The sequence below is a fragment of the Vicinamibacteria bacterium genome (genome assembly GCA_035570235.1).
Classification (GTDB): Bacteria; Acidobacteriota; Vicinamibacteria; order Fen-336; family Fen-336; genus DATMML01.
Window position 1 is genome coordinate 106,281 of record DATMML010000030.1, and the last position, 18,464, is coordinate 124,744.

An 18,464-nucleotide genomic window follows, 5' to 3' on the forward strand; every position below is an offset into this window, starting at 1 on the left:
GGGAGGAGTCCCGGCCCGTGCGACTCCGAGGCGGCCTCGGCAAGACCCCTCTCTGATGAATGATTACACCCACTTCCACCAGAATCGGCTCAACCTGGCCATCCACGCACTCATGGTCCCCGTCTTCGTGGCGTCGGCCTTCGCCCTGGCCGGGAACCTCCTCACGGGACGGTGGCGGGGGGCGCTGGCACTGGCCGCCGGCCCCATCTTGTCGCTCGCCCTACAGGGCTTCGGCCATCGCAGGGAGGTCCATCCGCCCCTCCCCTTCGCCGGCCCCGGGGACTTCCTGGGGCGCATCTTTACGGAGCAGTTCTTCAGGTTCCCCGCCTTCGTGCTGAGCGGGGAGTGGAAGCGGGCCTGGCGGCGGGCGGGGCGGACGCATTGACCTTCACCCACGACGCGGCCATTGCCCTGCGGATCGCGTGGGCGGCGCTATCCCGCAACACCCTCCGCGCCACCCTGACCGCCGTCGGGATAACGATTGGGACGAGCGCCGTGATCTCCACCGTCGCCATCGGGGAAGGCGGAGCGGCCCAGATCCACGAGCAGCTCCTCTCGCTCGGGGACAACTTGATCTGGGTCGAAGCGGGAGGACGCAACGTGAACGGCATCCGCACCGGGACGGGCACCACCCCCACCCTGGTGCTGTCCGACATGCAGGCCATCCTGGACTCCGTCCCCGCCCTCAAGACCTGCTCGCCCCAAGTCGACGCGAGCATCCAAGTCATCCACGGAAACCAGAACTGGCGCACGACCTACCGCGGTGTCTCCCCCGAGTACCTGAGCATCCGCCGCTGGACGGTGGTGAGCGGGGACGTCTTCTCGCCGCAACAGGTCGACACCGCGGCTACCGTGTGCTTGGTGGGACACAGCGTGGCCACGCGGCTCTTCGGCGAGGAGGAGCCGGTGGGCCAGACCATCCGCGTCCGGGACCTGCCCTTCCGGGTGATCGGCAGCCTGGCCCCCAAGGGGCAGTCCGCCCAGGGGACTGATCAAGACGACTTCATCCTGGTGCCCTTCACGACCTCCATGCGAAAGCTGAAGGGGGTCACCTGGCTCGACGACATCATGTGCTCGGCGGTGGCGCCCGACCTGAACCCGACGATCGAGGGCGAGCTCATTCGGCTCCTGCGCGACCGTCACCACATCGTCCCCGGCCAACAAGACGACTTCAACATCCGCCAGCCCCAAGAACTCATCAAGGCCCAGGAAGACATGGCACGGACCCTGACCGGGCTCCTGGCGGGGGTGGCCACGATCTCGCTCGTGGTGGGAGGGGTGGGGATCATGAACATCATGCTCGTCTCCGTGACGGAGCGGACGCGCGAGATCGGGCTCCGGATGGCGGTGGGGGCGAGGGAGACCTCCGTCCGCCTGCAGTTCCTGGCCGAGGCCGTGCTTTTGTGCCTGGTGGGCAGCGCGCTGGGCGTCCTGACCGGCATCTTGGCCTCGCGTGGGATTGCCGAGGCGATGCAGTGGCCGATGCTGGTCTCCCCGTTGGCCGTGGGCATCGCCGCCGCCTCCGCGATCGCGACCGGGCTGGTCTTTGGCTACTACCCCGCGCGGAAGGCCTCGCGCCAGGACCCCATCCAGGCGCTGCGCCATGAGTGAGCGGGGCCGGGTGGATCCAGGCGCCCTCACCCCCTGAGGTCGCTCCTCCCGGGCTCCTCCCGGCTCGACCCGGAGGCCGTGGCCGATGTACCCTGAGCCACCCAGGTCCCCTGCCGCCTGGGGTTCGTGAGGGCTCCAGAGAAGGATAGCGAGGCGACGGTTGCAGAAGCGGGTGGGCGATCTCTCGGTCCCATTCCTCACCAACCGAGGGCCGCGCGCCCGACGCGGCGCCTGGCCCCCCGTCGCGGGCTGAGGGAGCGAGCCATGCCTGGGGAGACGATCCTGGTCGTGGACGACGAGACCGCGGTTCGCGAGCTCTTGGACGAGATCCTGAGCCAGGCCGGCTTTCGCGTGGTCACGGCCGGCGACGGCCGGGAGGCACTGACCGTCTTCGCGCAGGTGAGACCCCAGCTCGTGATCTCCGACGTCGGAATGCCCGGGATGGACGGCTATCAGCTGTATGAGCACGTCCGGAGCCGGCCGGAATGGGTCCTGGTCCCCTTCGTCTTCCTCACCGGCCTGGGCGATGCAGAGGACGTCCGCCGCGGCAAGGGCCTGGGCGCGGACGACTACCTGGTCAAGCCCTTTCGGGAAGACGACCTCCTGCTCGCGGTGCGCGCCCGACTCGCGCGTCACGCCCAGTTGGAGACGGCCCGTGAAGCCCAGGTCGAGGAGCTGAAGCAGACGATCCTCCGCACGCTCAACCACGAGCTGCGCACCCCCCTGACCTACCTCTCCGGATACGCCGAGATCCTGCGCGAGTCGGGGGCGGAAATGGGGGTGGTGGGGCCCCTCAAGCAGGCCATCGACGGCATTCTGGCGGGGAGCGACCGCCTGAGCCGTCTCGTGGAGGACCTCCTCACCCTCGTGGAAGTGGACTCCGCAGGGGCTCAGCAGGCGCACGAACGCCGGCGCCGCCCGCTTGCCGACCTGCCCAACCTTTTGAAGTCGGTGCTCCAGAGGGAGAGGGTGAGCGCGGAGGTTCGCCACATACAGCTCCTGGCCGACGTGCCCTCGGAGCTGCCTCCCATCGTCGGCGATTCCGAGTCCTTGGGGGGTGCGGTCCGGCGTCTCCTGGACAACGCGATCAAATTCTCGAAGGAGGGCGGTGAGGTCACGCTGAGGGCGCGGGCCGCGGATGGCCGTCTCCGCATCGAGGTTCGCGACCATGGGGTCGGCATGCCGGCTTCGGAGCTGGGGCGGATTTCCGACCTCTTCTACCAGTTCGACCGCCACACCCAGGAGCAGCAAGGTTCCGGCCTGGGCCTCACCATCGTGCGCGGCATCGTCGCCCTCCACGGGGGGACCCTCGGCTTCGAAAGCCAGGTCGGCGTCGGATTCACGGCCACCATCGAGCTACCCACCTCCGCCTGAGCTGTCATGGCTCGGCTCCTGGTGCTGTCGCCCCTCCTGGCTTTCGTTCTGGCTTACGCGCCCGACATGGGACGCGGGTTCATCAAGGACGACTTTCGCTGGATTGCTGAGAGCCGGGCCGAGGGGGTGGCGGAGGCGCTGGCCCTCTTTGGCCGGGACAACGGCTTTTATCGGCCCCTGGTGGGCTTGAGCTTTGCCGCCGACCACGCCCTCTTCGGCGTTCGTCCCTTCCCTTACGCGCTCACAAATCTCCTCGTGATCCTGGCCGCGGCGGCGGTGCTTTACGCCCTCGCCCGAGCGCTCGGGCTCTCCCCCGGGGCCGCCGCCCTCGCGGCCGGCGCCTTTCTCCTGAACCCCCACGGTATCAAGGACGCCATCCTCTGGATCAGCGGGCGCACGTCGGGCCTCTTGACTCTGCTCAGCCTGCTCGCGGCCTTCGCCTTTGTCCGGGGGCGGGTCTTTTGGGCCGCGGGAGGGGTGCTGCTCGCCCTCTTCTGCAAAGAAGAGGCGGTGCTCCTGCCCGCCATCCTGGCCGCGGGGGCGCTCATCCGTGCCCCTGGGGGCCCCTCCACCCGCCTCCGCGGCGCCCTCCTCTCCTCCTGGCCGCTCTTTCTGCCCCTGCCCCTCTATTTCGCGCTCCGCTCCATGACAAGCGCCTTTCTGCCCGCCACCGCCCCCCCGCACTACCGTCTCTCCCTGGATCCCGGGCTCATCGCCCGCAACGTCTTCGAGTACACGGACCGAGCCTGCACCATCCCGCTCGTGGCCGTCGCCCTCATCGCTCTCGCGGCACGCTCCCGGCCGAGGGTCGACGCGGGGGAGCGCGGGGTCCTCCTTTGGAGCCTGCTCTGGATCGCGGGGGGGTACGGCCTGACCCTATGGCTGCCGGTTCGGTCCAGCCTGTACGCTGTCCTTCCCTCGGCGGGGGCGGCCCTGGCGGGGGCGGCCCTCGCCCAAGCCCTCTGGAGGGAGGCGGCTCCGGGCCCGAGGACAAAGCTCCTGGTGGCGGCCGCGCTGGTCCCGCTGCTGATGGTACCCCTCTTCCGGGACCGCAACCGCCGCGCCGTGAGCGAGGCGGAGCTGAGCACGGCCGCCCTCGACGACCTCGCCCGCGCCTTCGCCGATCACCACCCCAAGGCGACTTTCGTGCTGGAGGACGACCCCCAGGCGCAGCCGAACCTGGAGCGCTCCTTCGGGACCCTTCTCGAATCTGCAGTCTTCCTCAGAACGGGCCGGGTCCGTTTGGTGCGCTACTTTCCCGCCGGCACCACGTGGACAGTGGCCGAGATCGCCCCCTATCGGGCCACGGGCGAAAGGGCGGTGCTCGCCCTGAGGGGCGGTCGGCTGCGGGAGGCGGAGTGACGCCTAGCGAGAGGAGGCCTGGGGCGGTCGGCGCCACTCGTCGATGAGGGAGGCGACGAGGGCCGTCCAGCCCGTCTGGTGCGAGGCGCCCAGGCCCTCCCCGCTCTCGCCGTGGAAGTACTCATGAAAGAGGATGAGGTCCCGCCAATGGGGGTCCTCGTGGAGCTTGCGCCGGTTCCCGTGGAGCGGACGGCGACCGGCGGCATCGCGGGTGAAGATCCGGATCATCCGGTTGGCAAGCTCCTGCGCCACGTCCCAGAGGCTCAGGCTCGTCCCCCCCTCCCCCATCGGCACCTTGAGGGTGGGGCCGTAGGCCGTGCCCAGCTTGCGCAGGGACTCGATCATGAGGAAGGCGGTGGGGAACCAGACGGGGCCGCGCCAGTTCGAGTTGCCCCCCTTGATCTTGTCTTCGGACTCCCCCGGCTCATAGCGCACCTCGCGATCCCCGAAGCGGAAGGGATGAAGGGCGTGGTGGCGGGAGAGGGTGCGCAAGCCGTAGGGGGAGAGGAATTCCTCGGGGTCCAGGATCCGGTGCAGCAGGGCCTTCAACTGGTCCTCGTCCACGATGGCCAGGACGTGGACCCGCTGCCCATCCCTTTCCAGGGTATGGCAGACGTTCTGGACGATGTGGCGCTTGTTGGTCAGGAACCACTGCATGTTGCGGCGGAACTCCTGGAAGGGGAGGATCCAGCGATCCTCCAGCCGCTCGACCGCGTAGAGGGGGATGAGCCCCACCTGCGAGCGCACCCGGAACTTGTCGTAGCTGCCGTCGGGGTGGCGGAGCACGTCGTAGAAGAACCCGTCCTCCTCGTCCCAGAGCTGGTACTTCCTTCCCCCCATCCGCTTCATGGCCGCGCCGACGTAGATGTAGTGCTGGAAGAACTTGGTGGCCAGGGCCTCGTAGACGGGATTCTCCCGAGCCAGCTCCAGGGCGATGCGCATGAGGTTCAGGCAGAACATGCCCATCCAGCCGGTGGCGTCGGACTGCTCGAGCACGGTCCCCCCCGGCAGGGGCTCGCTGCGGTCGATGACGGCGATGTTGTCGAGGCCCAGGAATCCACCCTCGAAGACGTTGTTTCCCTCCCGGTCCACCTTGTTCACCCACCAGGCGAAGTTCATGAGGAGCTTGTGGAAGCACTTCTCCAAGAATGCGCGGTCGGCCCGGCCGGAGCGGATGCGGTCCATGTTGTAGACGCGCCAAACCGCCCAGGCATGGACAGGGGGGTTCAGGTCCGAGAACTCCCACTCGTAAGCGGGGAGCTGGCCCGAGGGGTGCAAGAACTGCTCGAAGAGCAGGACCCAGAGCTGCTCCTTGGCCAGCTCCGCGTCCAGGAGGGCCAGGGTCACGCATTGGAAGGCCAGATCCCAGGCCGCAAACCACGGGTACTCCCACTTGTCGGGCATGCAGAGCACCCGCATCGAGTTCAGGTGCCGCCAGTGCACGTTGCGCAGCTGCAGCCGGGAGGCGGGGGGCGGGGAGCGCGGATTGTCGCCCTCCAGCCACTGGTTGACGTCGAAGAGGTAGATCTGCTTCGACCAGAGCAAGCCCGCGAAGGCCTGGCGCTGGACGAGTCGCTCCTCGTCGCTGGCCCCCGGGGGGTGGATGAAGGCGTAGAACTCGTCCGCCTCCTCCCGGCGCTTGGCGAGCACGCCCTCCACGTCGCCAAGCGGCGTCTCCAGCCGGTCGGGGGTGAGCCGCATGCGGAGGGTGACCGACCCCCCCGCGGGGACGAGGTAACGGTAGTGGGCGGCTCCTTTGGTCCCGATCTCTTCCGGGTTCACCGAGTCCTCGCCGTGGATGATGTGGCCGTGGAAGGCATCCTTTACGTAGGGCCGTCGGCTGCGTGCGCCCACTCCCCCGACCCGGAGAGCATTGGTCTCGTTGTAGGTGAAGAGCAGCCGCCCCCCGGGCTCGAGGTAGAGGTGGCGGGTCCCCAGACGGTATTCGAAGGCGAGGCCGCGGAGCGGCTCCGCCGTGCGGTCGTCCGCGACCAGGGTCATCCCGCTCCCGTCCACGTTGCCCGTGCGTAGGATGGGCTCCGAGGTCGCCTCCGCGCCCCAGGCCCAGGTGTTCCGGAACCAGAGCTGGGGGAGGAGGTGGAGGGGGGCCGCCTCCGGGCCGCGGTTGTGCGCGACAACGCGGATAGCGATATCCTCGGGCGAGGCCTTGGCGTACTCCACGAAGACGTCGAAGTAGCGGTCGTCATCGAAGATCCCGGTGTCCAGGAGCTCGAACTCGGGGCCGCGGCCACCGCGCCTGATGTTCTCCTCGATGAGCCGGCGGTAGGGATACTCCTGCTGGGGATACTTGTAGAGCCACTTCATGTAGGAGTGGGTGGGCGTGGAGTCGAGGTAGAAGTAGCACTCCTTCACGTCCTCCCCGTGGTTGCCCTCCATGGGCACGAGGCCGAAGAGGCGCTCCTTGAGGATGGGATCACGCTCGTTCCAGAGGGCGAGGGCGAATACCAGAATCTGGTAGCGGTCACAGATCCCGGCCAGGCCGTCCTCGCCCCACCGGAAGGCCCGGCTCCGGGCGAGGTCGTGCGGGAAAGAGTCCCAGGCCGCGCCGTCCGCGCTGTAGTCCTCGCGGACCGTTCCCCACGACCGCTCCGCCACGTAGGGCCCCCAGCGGCGCCAGCCGCTGTGGTCGTCGTGGAGGCCGGCTAGCCGCTCGTGCTCCCGGGTGGGCGGGGTCGGGGGCATCTTCAGTTCCAGCGAAAGAAGCGCAGACCGGCCGCGAAGCTCAGCCCGCCCCAGGCGGCAAGGATGAGCAGCCGCACCCCCTGCGAGGGCAGGCTCGCCCCCTCGAGGATGACGGCGCGCAAGGCGTCGTTGAGCGCGGTCAAGGGCAGGGCGCGGATCACCGGCTGCAGGGCGTCCGGGAAGCGGTCGGGGGAGAAGAAGATCCCCGAGCAGATGAACATGGGCATCATGATCACGTTCATGAGGCCGGTCACGGTCTCGATGCGCCGCGCCCGCGAAGCCACCAGGAGCCCGATCCCCCCGAAGGCAAGGGCCCCCACCGTGCCCACGGCGAGAACCGCGGCCACCGAGCCCCGGAGGGGAACCCCGAAAGCCAGGCGCCCGAAGGCGAGAAGGAAGGAAACCTCGAGGGCCATGAAGACCACGCGCACCGCCATCTGCGCGGCCATGAAGTCCGCGCGGTGCATGGGGGTGGCGGTGAGGCGTTTCAAGAGCTTCTTGATCCGCATGTCCACCAGGTTGAAGCCCACGCCCCACATCCCGCCGCTCATGAGGTTCATGCCCATGATGCCGGGGATGAGGAAATCGATGTAGCGGCCGCCCGGCTCCAGGACTGGCCGATCCAGGCTGGCCAGGGGGTCCCGGCGCCCGGCCGCCCGCTGCAGAGCGTCGTCCACCCGCGCGCGGGCCACCGCCGCCTCCGGCCGTGAGGGATCGAGCCGGTACTCGAGGCCGCCCGCCCCCGGGGTGAGGGGGGCGGGGCCCGCGACGACCACCACCTCCACCTTTCCCATGGTCAGGGCGCGGGAGGCCTCCCCCTCGCTGAGGACGGCGATCCTGAGCCCGGGGGCCTCCTTTAGGCGGGCCGCGACCTCGGCCGCGCCCGGCCCCTCCACCACGGCCGCGCTCAGGACCTCCGCCGGCCGGTTGCGGAAAGCGAGCCCGAGGGAGAAGGAGAGGATGATCGGGAAGATGAAGCTCCAGAAGACGACCTCCGATTCCCGGTAAAACTCGCGGAACCGGGCCTGGCACAGGGCGCCGAAGGCCCGGAGGCGGGGGCGGTCACGCATCGCGCAGGTGTCTCCCGGTCAAGGCCACGAACACGTCCTCCAGGCTGGCGTGGCGGGTGGTGAGGCTGGCCAGCTCCCAACCCCCCTCCTGCAGCCGGTCCAGGAGGGCGGGGATGGCCCGGTGGGGCTCGGTCACGGTGAGGAGTAGCTGGCCGGCCTCGGCGTGGACGGCCCTCACCGCGGGCAAACCCTCGAGGTCGGGGGGCCGGAGGGGGCCGCGGGCGCTCGGGGCGGCCGAGATCTCTACCACGTGATCCCCCCCCAGCGACGTGACCAGCTCGCGGGGCGATCCCTCCGCGATGATGAGCCCATGGTCCACCACCGCCACCCGATCGCAGAGGCGTTCCGCTTCGTCCATGTAGTGAGTGGTGAGGAGCACGGTGCGGCCCCGGGTCTTGAACCCGTTCACGATCTCCCAGACCTGACGGCGGGATTGGGGATCGAGGCCGGTGGTGGGCTCGTCCAGGAAGAGCACCTCGGGATCCCCCACCAGCGCGCAGGCCACGGCCAGCCGCTGCTTCTGGCCGCCGGAGAGCGTCCCCACCCGGGCCTTTCGCTTCTCGGAGAGACCCACCTCGGCCAGGACCGCTTCGGGCTCCCGCCCCTCCCGGTACAGGCTGCGAAAGAGCTGCATGGTCTCGCCCACCTGCAACTTCTCGGAGAGAACCGTCTGCTGGAGGCAGACCCCGAGCCGCTCGCGTATCTCCCGGTCATCCCTTCCCCAGCGGCGGCCGAGGACCACGACCTCGCCCGCGCTCGGAGGCAGCAGCCCCTCCAGCACCTCGATGGTGGTGGTCTTTCCCGCCCCGTTGGGGCCCAGGAGTCCGAAGCACTCTCCGGCCGCGATCTCGAAGGAGATTCCGCGGACCGCCTCTACTTCGCCGTATTCCTTCCGGAGGTCGCGCACGGCGACGGTGGCTTCAGCCATTCGGGAGCGCCTCGTGACCGGGCGGTCAGAGGTAGGTCTCGATCCTGGCCTTCGCGCGCAGGGTGTTCACGAGCGCCTGGAGCGCCTCTCCGCGCCGCTGCTGGAGGATGTACTGCTTCACCGCGTCCTGGTCCCGGGGGAAGGAGGCCGGCTCCGCGGGAAGCCTCGCCTCCAGTTTGATGATGTGGAACCCGGCGGGGCTCTCCACGACGTCGGAGATCTGGCCCGGCTTCAGGGCGAAGGCAGCGTCGTCGAAGGCACCCTCGATCGCACCCCGCCCGATCTCGGGGAGCTGCCCTCCTTTCGGGCGGCTGTCCAAGTCGTCCGAGAACTGCTGGGCCAGGCCCGCGAAGTCCTCTCCGCGTCGGGCCCGCGCGTGCAGCTCTTCGGCCCGCTCGCGTTGCTGCTTGCGCTGGGCGCGGCTCGCGGTCGAGGCGACCCGAACCAGGATGTGCCGGAGCCGCAGGCGCTCGGGGCGGGTGAAGGTCTCCGGGTGGCTGGTCAAGGCCACCAGCGCTTCCGCGTCGGTCACGGGGCCGACTTTGGCCGCCTCCTGGGCGACCAAGGCATTCACCGTCTCCTGGGCCCGCAGCTCGTACTTGAAGGCCTGGGGGTCCAAGCCCCGCTGCGCGAGCTCGCTCGCCCACTGCGTCTCGTCGCGGTAGTCGAGGCGCGCCTTGTCGTAGGCCTGCTCGAGCCGGTGCTGGTCGGCGGCGAGGCCCCGGGCGAGGGCTTCCTGCAAGAGCAGCTCCCGGATGATGTACTGGTGCATGGCCTGACGAAGGGCGCCCGGCTTGTCCTTCTCCCGGTCCTGGCTCCGGTCCAGAGCCTTCTTGGCCAGGGTCACCACCTGCCCCAACTGCACCGGCTGTCCGTTCACCCGCGCCACGATGTCGGGGAGAGGGCTGGGGAGGGGCGTGACGCGATCGATCTCGGGAGGCCCTCCCGAGGGGGGTGCGGAAGGCGTTGGAGAGGGCTTCGGAGGGGACCCGGAGCAAGAGGCCGCCAGCACCGCGCAGCCCACCCATGCCCAGCCGCACCCCTTTGCCATTCCCGCGCCTCCCCGAGCCAACGCCCGGACGCCCACCGCAGGACAAAACACTAGGGTGCACGTTCGGCGAAGTCAAGACGATTGCAGTAGGATGGAGGTGAGGTCGCGTTGATGATGTCCCGGCGCCGTTTGCTTTCCCGAATCTGGCAGGAGTGGCTGCGCCCCCTCCTCGTGGTGGGGACCCTTCTCGGCTCCTTCCGATCGGCGGTGGCGGATTGGAACGACGTCCCCAGCGGCTCCATGGAGCCGACCATCCTGGTGGGCGACCGCGTGTTCGTGAACAAGGTGGCCTACGACCTCAAGGTCCCCTTCACCAGCTGGCGACTCTTGCGCTGGGGCGACCCAAGGCGAGGGGACGTGGTTGTCCTCTGGTCGCCTCACGACGGCCGCCGCCTCGTCAAGCGGGTGGTCGGCCTGCCCGGCGACCGCGTCGAGGTGCGGGGCTATCACCTGTGGGTCAACCGCGAGCCCGCGGCCTACGGCCCCCTCGCCGAAAACCTGATCCGCGAGCTGGGCCGGGAAGGCATGCCCGCGGCGTCCCTGGCCAGCGAGACCCTCGGGCCCCGGACCCACCCCGTCATGGCCGCCGGGCGCTCCGGCCCCGGCAGCGACTATGGGCCCGTCACCGTCCCCCCGGGCCACTACTTCCTCATGGGCGACCATCGCGACAACAGCTTCGACTCGCGGTTCTGGGGCTTCGCGGAGCGGGGGGCGATCGTGGGGCGGGCCTCGGCGGTGGTTCTCTCCCTCGATCACCAGCGCTTCTACCTTCCGCGCTGGCGCCGGTTCCTCAGCCCGCTGCCCTGAGCCGCATGTTCTCGGCCCGCACGCGGTGGGAACTGACTCCCAACCGCCTGGCTCGGATCCTCAAAGCCAAGCGAACGGCGGGTTGCCCGGTCATCGACATGACGGAGTCGAATCCCACGCGGGCGGGGATCCCCTACCCCTTGGACCTCCTCACGCCCCTGGCCGATCCCGCCGGCCTGCGCTACGAGCCCAGCCCCTTTGGTCTGGAGCCCGCGCGGGAGGCGGTGGCGGCCGACTTCGCGCGCCGCGGGTTCCCCCTCCGCCCCGACCGCGTCCTGCTCACGGCCAGCACCAGCGAGGCCTACAGCCTCCTCTTCAAACTCCTCTGCGACCCCGGCGACGAGGTGCTGGTCCCGCGCCCCGGCTACCCCCTCTTCGATTACCTGGCCGGGCTCGAGTCCGTGCGCGTGGTTTCTTACCCGCTGGAGTACGACGGCGGCTGGCGGCTGGACGTGGCCGCCGTGGCCGCGGCCGTGACCGCGCGCAGCCGGGCCGTGGTGACGGTCAACCCGAACAACCCCACCGGCTCTTACCTCAAGCGAGACGAGGCACGCGCGCTTAGGGCCCTCTGCGCCGAGCGCGGCCTGGCCTTGATCTCGGACGAGGTCTTCGCGGACTACGCGGTCGGGGAGGACCCAAGCCGGATGGCAAGCGTGGCCGAGGACGGGAGCGGCCTGGCCTTTGCCCTCGGCGGCCTCTCCAAGTCCTGCGCCCTGCCCCAGCTGAAACTGGCCTGGATCGCGACCTCGGGGCCGGAGGGCCTCCGCGACCAGGCGCTCTCCCGACTGGAGGTCGTGGCCGACGCGTTCCTCTCCGTGGGGACCCCGGTCCAACTCGCCGCACCCTCCCTGCTCGCGCGCCGGGCCGAGCTGCAGGCCCCCATCCAGGCTCGCCTGCGGGAGAACCGCGATGCGCTGCGCGCACATCTCGATTTGTCCTCCCCCGCCCGCCTCCTCGAGGCGGAGGGAGGCTGGTACGCGGTTCTGCGCGTTCCCGCCACTCATCCCGAGGAGGAGCGAGTGGCGCGGCTCCTGGAGCAGAGCAACGTGCTCGTCCACCCGGGCTACTTCTTCGACTTCCCTGGCGAGGCCTACCTCGTGCTCAGCCTGCTGCCGCCACCCCCCCTCTTCGCCGAGGGCCTGGGCCGGATCCTCGACTCCCTCATGCTATAAAAGCTCGTGGAGGTGGACGCAATGACCGTCAAGCGTGTTTCGCCCGAGGAAGCCCGCGACTTGCTGGAGAAGGAGGGTTACGTCTATGTGGACGTACGCTCCATCCCCGAATTCGAGGCGGGCCATCCCACGGGAGCGTACAACGTCCCTCTGCAGCACCTGGGGTCGGGGGGCATGACCCCGAACCCCGAGTTCATGGCCGTGATGGAAAAGGCCTTCCCCAAGGAAGCCAAGCTCGTCGTCGGATGCAAAGCGGGGGGGCGGTCGCTGCAAGCCACGTCCCTTCTTCTCTCCGTTGGCTATCGGAACGTCGTCGACCAGCGCGCGGGGTTCCAGGGGACGGTGGACCCCCAGGGCCGGCCGGAGCCGGGATGGGGACCCAAGGGCCTGCCCACGAGCAAGCAGGCGGAAGAGGGCCACGCGTATGAGGCCCTGCGGAGCAAGACGCGATGAGCTTCCCCCGCGGAGTGGTGGTCACGGGCGGGGCCGGGGCCCTGGGGCGGGCCGTGGTCCTAGGCCTCCTGGAGCGGGGGGCGCGGGTGGCCGTGCCCTATCGTTCGCCCGCGGAGTGGGACGAGCTGCAGCGGGCCGCGGGGCGAAACGAAGCTCTCCTCGGCACGCGCGCGGACATCGCCGACCCGGAGGGGGCGCGGTCCTTCGTGGACGAGGCCAGTCGCTGGCTGGGCCGGCTCGATGGCCTGGCCGCGGTGGCGGGAGCCTACACGGGGTCGGGTAGCCTGGAGGCGGCTCCGGTCGAGGAGTGGGAGCGGATGCTCCAGGCCAATCTGGGGACGGCCTTCGCCGTCTGCCGGGCCGCCCTCCCCCATTTGCTGAAGCAGGGCGGGAGCGTCGTCACCGTTGGCTCGCAGCTGGCGAGCGCGGGGGGAGCGGGGGCCGCCGCCTACGCCGTCTCCAAGGCGGGGGTGGAGGCCCTGACGCGGGTCCTGGCCCTGGAGAATCGCGACCGCCGCGTACGCTTCAACTGCGTGGTCCCCGGCATCATCGACACCCCCGCCAACCGTCGAGCCATGCCCCAGGCGGACGTCTCGCGCTGGACATCACCGGCCGCCATCGCGCGCGTGATCCTGTTCCTGCTTTCGGCCGAGTCCGCTCCGACCACGGGCGCGATCGTGCCCGTGGACGCCCCCGCCTGAAGAGGCGCCTCAGGGCACGGTGAGGCGGCGCAGGCTCAAGAAAAACAGAAGCATCGACACCAGGATCAAGCCGACCAGGAGGAGCGTGCGACTGAGGGGCGGCGCCACCTGCCGCCGGGGCGCGCCCGTCCGCGGCCCAGGAACGCCCGCCGCCAGCACTCGCTCCTGACACCGGTTGCAAGCGGCGAGGTGGACCGCCAGCGCCTCCGGCCCTCGCCCGGGGGGAGCCGCGACCAACGCGGCTATGGCCGCCTCGGTGAGACAGCCTTGGGCATCGAGGAGGGCGGTCGCGGGATGGGTGGGGACGCTCATGGGGCAATCCTCGGTCGCGCGCCGGGGGGGATGGCCTCCGCGCGCAGCAAGTGCTGGTCGCCCCCGCTCGCGGGCCGCGGGATCTTGAGGCCCGCGGCGGCGAGGGCGTCGAAAAGGTGTTCTGGGGGGTCCACCCGGCGTCGGAAGGGCCGGCCCTTCTCGTCCACGTAGACGGGGCATCCGGTTGCCTCGCAGCTGTCGGAGACGTAAGCCGGCTGGCGGTCGAGGTCCTTGTGCCCGACGATCGCGGCTTCGGTCAGGCGCCCCTCCGACATGTCGAGCAGGGCCCGTAGGAGCCAGACCAGGGTGAGAACCTGGGGGCGGGGGAATGGGTCTTGGCTGCGCCCGGAATGCGACACCTCGATCCCGACCGTGTCGTGGTTCGCGCCCTGGACGTGCGCGTAGGCGGGGGCCGCCTCCTCGGCGAGCCGGCGGCGCCACTCCTCATCGGCGGGGCCGTCGCTGGGAGGCTGGCGGCCGGGGGATTCACCCGGCCGGGGGTGCCGGGGCCAGAGGGAGCCGTCGGTCCACACGATCCAATGGGCACCGAAACTAGGCTTGCGCCAAAGGGCCAGGGTCCCCGATGGGGACAGAAAGACGAAGCGCATCTCTGGTCGACCGTAGAACGGCCCTCCAGGCGTGTGGAGGACGATTCGCTCGATACGGGCGGGCAGGGCGACCCCCCCCGCGCCCATACCGGGCAGGAGCAGGAGCGCGACCGCCAGAACGGACCTCACGCGCTCGTGCCCGCCCTCGCCCTCAAGTCCGGGCGCCATCCTACTACGCCGGAGTCGGGGTCCTCGACGTGCCGTTGACGCTTCCCGCAGCATCCGCCAAAACGCAGGCGGGGGTCTCGACGCTCCACGTGCTTTACCTCCGGCCCTCCTGGCCGTAGCGCTCGTCATGTGGGCGAGTCAGGATGCCACCGTACCACGAACCGACGCCGAGTCAGGTCCCACTAACCTTGGGGAGCCTCTCGGCCGCAACCGGCGGCCGGGGGTCGCGCTCGGTCAAGCGCTCCAAGGGGGGAGGAGCGGGTCCAACGGGCTCGAGCCGCCTCGGCTGATCTCGCGCTCGATCGAGGGCTCCAAGGTATACTCCTCCGCCGTGGGCTTCGAAACCACTCCCACCCGGCTCTGGAAGCGCCTCTCTCCCGAAGAGCGGCTGGCCGCCGCCCTGAGCTTTTGGCGAGAGCCGCCCTCGGAAGTGATCGGGACCGCGCTCGGACTGATCGTGAAGGCCCGCCACATGCGTCCGCAGGCCGTGCGGGCCTTGGCTCCCGAGGCCCGGGCCCGGGCCTTGGCCCTCGTCCTCGATCCCGGCGACGCCCTGGCCTCCGCGCTCCTCGTAGCCTTGCACATGGGCGAACGCCGGCCTCTGCTCGGAGTGTTCCTGGATGCGGTGGGTCTCCGCCACGAGGACGGCATCCTCAAGGACGAGCCGCCCGAGGTGGCGCCCCTGGGTGAGGAGTCGGCCCGGGCGGGGGTCAAAGCCCTTCTCGCCGCCTTCCCCCGGCCGCAGGTGGAAACCTACCTCAACACGCTCTGGCTGCAGGACCCCGAGCGCTGGGCCGTGCTTCAGCGACAAGATCTCCCCTGATCTACTCCAAGCCCACCGCCGTGGGCAGGTGGGCCTCCATCGTCTCCTCGCGGGAGGGCAGGAGCAGCCAATAGCGCTCCGCGTGGTCCCGGGTGCCCAGCCTTCGGTCGTAGGCGGCGGCCATGCGGATGAAGCGTTCCGCCGCCCGCCGGTCCGCCGGGAGCAGAGCCGACACCGCCGCGCGGAGCAGGGGCAGGGTCTCGGGGTCGGACGCCTGTACGACGGGCTGCATCTTGGGCCCAAACGACCGCTGGGGGTTCCAGCCCCGGGCCAGCCGCCACTCGCGGGCGGCGGGGCCGGTGGAGCGGAGCCGGTCCGACCACCCTCCGAGGTCTCCCCGGAGGGCGGCCGCGACGTGAAACGACATGAGGTAACGGGCGAGCCCGGCCCGATCGGCGGCCTCCGTGGCCCCCGGGGGCAGCCGCACCCCCAGGAGGCCTAGGCGGATCCGGACCGCCCCCGGCACGAACGCCTCGGGGCGCTCCTCGTAGAAGAAGAGGTTGCGACCGGGCTCGCCCGCGAAGGCCCTGAGCGCGGCCTCGTAGGTGAGCCGGTGGTCGACGTGGCCGCCCACGCCCAGGGGCGCGTAGATGTGGCGGGGGCGGATGCGGGGACCGATGTCCGCCAAGAGCTTGACCGCCCTCATCAGCCAGGTCTCATGGTCCGGAGGGTGGCCGAAGGCCAGGGAGTCGAAAGCAACGGCTCCGGGCTGGCGGCGGCGGGCAGGGGGCAGGCCGGCCACGACGTAGTCGGCGCCTAGGCGGGTCAGCGTTCCCACCAGATCCCGCGGGCCGCCGGGGGGCGCCGCTTCGTCGGCACGGGACTCGAAGAGCCCGACGACCAGAACGCTCTGGCCGCGAAGCTTTTCCGCCCGGATCCTTCCCGTGCAGGAGAAGGCCACGTCGTCTCCGTGGGGGGAGAGATAGAGGCTGTCGTAGCGGCCGAGCCGATTCAGGTCCAGAGTTGGCATGTTCGAGGGTAAGTCCGGAGGGGGACGTAATGGGTCAACTGTTCCCGCCACGGTTTCCTCCCTACCGCAGGCGAACCAGCCGGGTTATGGGGGGTAGGCAGCGCGCGTCGTCGCAGGCCTGGTAAGTCAGCTCCAAAGAAGGGGCTCCGCCCGCGGGGGGCTCAATCTCACCCTGGAGCGCCACCCGCCCCCGGTACACGGAAATGGGCTCGGCGGCGGGGCCGTAGGGCTCCCCGGCCGGATAGCGCAGGCCCCGCAGCTGGCCGAGCACGGGGCCGAGGGAGGTCGCGACAAGCGAGGGGAGGCTCGCGGGGTGGGCGTTCAGGTGCCAGCCCGGGCGAATGGCCAACTCGACCACGAACGGCCGCCAGGGCCCGGTGCCGGCCGCGAGCTGACCGCCCACCTCGACCACGTCACGGGCCGTTTCCTCCAGGCCCGCGGCGGCTACGGGCGCGGCCCCGGCGGGGACGGGGGCTCCGGGCGTGTCGCGGGACCGGTGCCAGGCCCGGACCAGGCTGACGTGGCCGAGGGGCATGGCGCTCATGGCTCCCCCGAACGCGCCCAGCACCCCCTCCGCACGGGAGAAGAAGGAGGCATCCCCGGTCAGCCGGCCCAGTTGGATCAGGTTCAAGGCCGCGACGCCGTTGCCGGAGGCGACCGCCCCGTCAAAGGCCGGCTTGGCCCGGAAGAGCAGCCGGGGATCCTCGCCGGCGGCGAAGTAGCCGCCCGCCGGGCCCCCCAGCCGGCGCTCTTGCTCGGCGGCGAGGCGGGTGGCCTCCGCCTTAAAGCGCTCCTCCCCCGTCACCGCCTGCAGGGCCAGCAGCCCCGAGATCAGGAACGCATAGTCGTCGAGGAAGGCGGGGATCCGCGCCCGGCCCGCGCGCCAGGCATGGAGGAGCGTGCCCCCCTCCGGATCCCGGAGCCGGGTGAGGACAAAGTCCGCGGCCCGGCGGCCAGCCTCGACGTAGGCCTGCTCGCCCAGGCGGTCCCCGCCCCGGGCCATGGCTTCGATCATGAGGCCGTTCCAGTCGGCCAGGACCTTGTCGTCAACGAGGGGCCGGGGCCTCTTCCCCCGGGCCTCGAACAAGGCTTTCCGGCCTGGTTCCAGGCGCGCGCGCAACTCCGCCTCGGAGAGGCCGTGGGCACGGGCCGATTCCGCCAGCGGCCGCGCGAGGTGGAGGACGTAGCGGTCGGTCTCGAAGGTCGGCGGCCCGTCCAGGCCGTAAACGGAGGTGAAGAGCCCGCGGTCCTCGTTCGGGAGCAGCGTCTCCAGCTCGTCCTTGGTCCACGTGTAATAGGCCCCCTCGTGGCCCCCGGTCTCGGCGTCAATCGCGGAGAGGAAACCGCCCTCCGGACCCGTCAGCTCCCGCAAGACGAAGGCCAAGACGGAGCGAGCAACCGCCTCGAAGCCGGCCTCGGGAGCGAGCCGCGCGGCCTCCGCGTAGAGCACGGCCAGGGCGGCGTTGTCGTAGAGCATCTTCTCGAAGTGGGGGACGAGCCACTGGGCGTCGGTCGAGTAGCGGTGGAAGCCTCCCCCCAAGTGGTCGTGGATCCCGCCTTCGGCCATTCCCTCCAGGGTCTTGAGCAGCATCTCCCGCGCTTGCCCGTCGCCCTCTCCCGCCCGGTCGAGAAGGAAGAACAGGTTCGAGGGAGAGGGAAACTTGGGAGCGCGGCCGAACCCCCCAAAGGTCCGGTCAAAGCGCTGGGCCAGCGCGGCCTGGGTCTCCTCCCCCAAGGCCGGCTCGGGCAGGCGGGGAGGAGCGGAGCCTGCCCCGAGCTGCTCCCGCATCGCCTCCGCCACCTCCTCCGCCTGGTCGTGGACCTCGTCGCGCCGCAGCTCCCAGGCCTCTCGCAGCGCGGCCAGGACGCGCGGGAAACCAGGCCGCCCGAGTCCGTCCTGAGGCGGGAAGTACGTTCCCGCGAAGAACGGCTTCAGGTCGTGGGTCAGGAAGAGCGAGTTGGGCCAGCCCCCGGAACGCGTGATGAGCTGGGTGGCGGCCATGTACACCTCGTCGAGGTCAGGCCGCTCTTCACGGTCCAGCTTGATGGAAACGAAGCCCTCGTTCATTTGCCGGGCGATCTCCGGGTTCGAGAAGCACTCGCGCTCCATCACGTGGCACCAGTAGCATGTCGAATAGCCCACGGAAAGGAAGATCGGCTTGTCCTCCGACCGGGCCCGGGCAAAGGCCTCCTCTCCCCACGGATACCAGTCCACGGGATTTTCTGCGTGGAGCAGAAGATAAGGGCTCGACTCTCGAGCTAGCCGGTTGCGCACGTCAGCCAAGTGAGCTTGCCTCTTTTGAATACAGTCTACAGCCACTGCTGGCGCCCTGGGTGAATGTAAACGTATA

General features: G+C 70.2%; 17 protein-coding genes. 9 read left to right on the top strand and 8 right to left on the bottom strand.

What is annotated here, in order from left to right; genetic code table 11:
• Positions 1-55: 55 nt before the first annotated feature.
• The 4 genes from VN461_04945 (at position 56) to VN461_04960 (ending at position 4,347) form a co-directional block, all read left to right on the top strand.
• Positions 56-385, top strand: coding sequence for a terminase (locus VN461_04945; protein HXB54107.1), 330 nt, complete (start codon positions 56-58; stop codon positions 383-385).
• Positions 346-1,611 carry an ABC transporter permease gene (locus VN461_04950; protein HXB54108.1) on the top strand — a complete coding sequence of 422 codons (1,266 nt, stop codon included), beginning with the start codon at positions 346-348 and terminating at the stop codon, positions 1,609-1,611. Before VN461_04945 ends, VN461_04950 begins: the two co-directional genes overlap by 40 nt.
• A 264-nt stretch (positions 1,612-1,875) precedes the next feature.
• Positions 1,876-2,985 carry a response regulator gene (locus tag VN461_04955; protein ID HXB54109.1) on the top strand — a complete coding sequence of 370 codons (1,110 nt, stop codon included), beginning with the start codon at positions 1,876-1,878 and terminating at the stop codon, positions 2,983-2,985.
• Positions 2,986-2,991: 6 nt separating this feature from the next.
• Positions 2,992-4,347: a hypothetical protein gene (locus VN461_04960; GenBank protein HXB54110.1), complete on the top strand. Its 1,356-nt coding sequence runs from the start codon at positions 2,992-2,994 to the stop codon at positions 4,345-4,347.
• A 3-nt stretch (positions 4,348-4,350) separates the two neighbouring features.
• Here the strand turns inward: VN461_04960 and VN461_04965 are convergent, their stop codons facing one another.
• The 4 genes from VN461_04965 to VN461_04980 are packed head-to-tail and all read right to left on the bottom strand — an operon-like array spanning position 4,351 to position 10,099.
• Positions 4,351-7,050 carry a glucosidase gene (locus VN461_04965; GenBank protein ID HXB54111.1) on the bottom strand — a complete coding sequence of 900 codons (2,700 nt, stop codon included), beginning with the start codon at positions 7,048-7,050 and terminating at the stop codon, positions 4,351-4,353.
• A 2-nt stretch (positions 7,051-7,052) separates the two neighbouring features.
• Positions 7,053-8,120: an ABC transporter permease gene (locus tag VN461_04970; GenBank protein ID HXB54112.1), complete on the bottom strand. Its 1,068-nt coding sequence runs from the start codon at positions 8,118-8,120 to the stop codon at positions 7,053-7,055.
• Complete coding sequence (locus tag VN461_04975) at positions 8,113-9,048, bottom strand: ABC transporter ATP-binding protein (protein HXB54113.1); 936 nt, start codon at positions 9,046-9,048, stop codon at positions 8,113-8,115. The genes VN461_04970 and VN461_04975 overlap by 8 nt, the downstream gene beginning before the upstream one ends.
• A gap of 25 nt (positions 9,049-9,073) precedes the next feature.
• Positions 9,074-10,099, bottom strand: a complete 1,026-nt coding sequence (locus VN461_04980) for a peptidylprolyl isomerase (protein ID HXB54114.1) — start codon at positions 10,097-10,099, stop codon at positions 9,074-9,076.
• A gap of 111 nt (positions 10,100-10,210) precedes the next feature.
• On the opposite strand from VN461_04980, the gene lepB reads away from it, so the two are divergent.
• Genes lepB through VN461_05000 form a run of 4 tightly spaced genes read left to right on the top strand, consistent with a single transcriptional unit; the run spans position 10,211 to position 13,232 of the window.
• Positions 10,211-10,906 carry a signal peptidase I gene (gene lepB, locus VN461_04985; protein ID HXB54115.1) on the top strand — a complete coding sequence of 232 codons (696 nt, stop codon included), beginning with the start codon at positions 10,211-10,213 and terminating at the stop codon, positions 10,904-10,906.
• Positions 10,907-10,911: 5 nt separating this feature from the next.
• Positions 10,912-12,078: a pyridoxal phosphate-dependent aminotransferase gene (locus tag VN461_04990; protein ID HXB54116.1), complete on the top strand. Its 1,167-nt coding sequence runs from the start codon at positions 10,912-10,914 to the stop codon at positions 12,076-12,078.
• Between the two features lie 21 nt (positions 12,079-12,099).
• The gene (locus VN461_04995; protein ID HXB54117.1) at positions 12,100-12,531 is read left to right on the top strand and encodes a rhodanese-like domain-containing protein; all 432 of its coding nucleotides are present in this window, start codon (positions 12,100-12,102) and stop codon (positions 12,529-12,531) included.
• Positions 12,528-13,232 carry an SDR family oxidoreductase gene (locus VN461_05000; protein ID HXB54118.1) on the top strand — a complete coding sequence of 235 codons (705 nt, stop codon included), beginning with the start codon at positions 12,528-12,530 and terminating at the stop codon, positions 13,230-13,232. Before VN461_04995 ends, VN461_05000 begins: the two co-directional genes overlap by 4 nt.
• Positions 13,233-13,241: 9 nt before the next feature.
• Here the strand turns inward: VN461_05000 and VN461_05005 are convergent, their stop codons facing one another.
• A complete protein-coding gene (locus VN461_05005; GenBank protein HXB54119.1) occupies positions 13,242-13,544 on the bottom strand; it encodes a hypothetical protein in 303 nt (100 codons plus the stop codon).
• Positions 13,541-14,281, bottom strand: coding sequence for an N-acetylmuramoyl-L-alanine amidase (locus VN461_05010; protein ID HXB54120.1), 741 nt, complete (start codon positions 14,279-14,281; stop codon positions 13,541-13,543). Before VN461_05010 ends, VN461_05005 begins: the two co-directional genes overlap by 4 nt.
• 370 nt (positions 14,282-14,651) lie before the next feature.
• Here VN461_05010 and VN461_05015 point away from each other — a divergent pair, with 370 nt between their 5' ends.
• Positions 14,652-15,143 carry a hypothetical protein gene (locus VN461_05015; protein HXB54121.1) on the top strand — a complete coding sequence of 164 codons (492 nt, stop codon included), beginning with the start codon at positions 14,652-14,654 and terminating at the stop codon, positions 15,141-15,143.
• A gap of 1 nt (position 15,144) precedes the next feature.
• On the opposite strand, the gene VN461_05020 is transcribed toward VN461_05015, so the two are convergent.
• Both VN461_05020 and VN461_05025 read right to left on the bottom strand, forming a co-directional pair.
• The gene (locus VN461_05020) at positions 15,145-16,113 is read right to left on the bottom strand and encodes a PIG-L family deacetylase (protein ID HXB54122.1); all 969 of its coding nucleotides are present in this window, start codon (positions 16,111-16,113) and stop codon (positions 15,145-15,147) included.
• 61 nt (positions 16,114-16,174) lie between these two features.
• Positions 16,175-18,388 carry a DUF255 domain-containing protein gene (locus VN461_05025; GenBank protein ID HXB54123.1) on the bottom strand — a complete coding sequence of 738 codons (2,214 nt, stop codon included), beginning with the start codon at positions 18,386-18,388 and terminating at the stop codon, positions 16,175-16,177.
• Positions 18,389-18,464 lie beyond the last annotated feature (76 nt).

Excerpts from the sequence above, each read along its gene's own strand:
- VN461_04945 (HXB54107.1), top strand. The coding sequence starts at position 56 with ATGAATGATTACACCCACTTCCACCAGAATCGGCTCAACCTGGCCATC.
- VN461_04955 (HXB54109.1), top strand. The coding sequence starts at position 1,876 with ATGCCTGGGGAGACGATCCTGGTCGTGGACGACGAGACCGCGGTTCGC.
- VN461_04960 (HXB54110.1), top strand. The coding sequence starts at position 2,992 with ATGGCTCGGCTCCTGGTGCTGTCGCCCCTCCTGGCTTTCGTTCTGGCT.
- VN461_04965 (HXB54111.1), bottom strand. The coding sequence starts at position 7,050 with ATGCCCCCGACCCCGCCCACCCGGGAGCACGAGCGGCTAGCCGGCCTC.
- VN461_04970 (HXB54112.1), bottom strand. The coding sequence starts at position 8,120 with ATGCGTGACCGCCCCCGCCTCCGGGCCTTCGGCGCCCTGTGCCAGGCC.
- VN461_04975 (HXB54113.1), bottom strand. The coding sequence starts at position 9,048 with ATGGCTGAAGCCACCGTCGCCGTGCGCGACCTCCGGAAGGAATACGGC.
- VN461_04980 (HXB54114.1), bottom strand. The coding sequence starts at position 10,099 with ATGGCAAAGGGGTGCGGCTGGGCATGGGTGGGCTGCGCGGTGCTGGCG.
- lepB (HXB54115.1), top strand. The coding sequence starts at position 10,211 with ATGATGTCCCGGCGCCGTTTGCTTTCCCGAATCTGGCAGGAGTGGCTG.
- VN461_04990 (HXB54116.1), top strand. The coding sequence starts at position 10,912 with ATGTTCTCGGCCCGCACGCGGTGGGAACTGACTCCCAACCGCCTGGCT.
- VN461_04995 (HXB54117.1), top strand. The coding sequence starts at position 12,100 with ATGACCGTCAAGCGTGTTTCGCCCGAGGAAGCCCGCGACTTGCTGGAG.
- VN461_05000 (HXB54118.1), top strand. The coding sequence starts at position 12,528 with ATGAGCTTCCCCCGCGGAGTGGTGGTCACGGGCGGGGCCGGGGCCCTG.
- VN461_05005 (HXB54119.1), bottom strand. The coding sequence starts at position 13,544 with ATGAGCGTCCCCACCCATCCCGCGACCGCCCTCCTCGATGCCCAAGGC.
- VN461_05020 (HXB54122.1), bottom strand. The coding sequence starts at position 16,113 with ATGCCAACTCTGGACCTGAATCGGCTCGGCCGCTACGACAGCCTCTAT.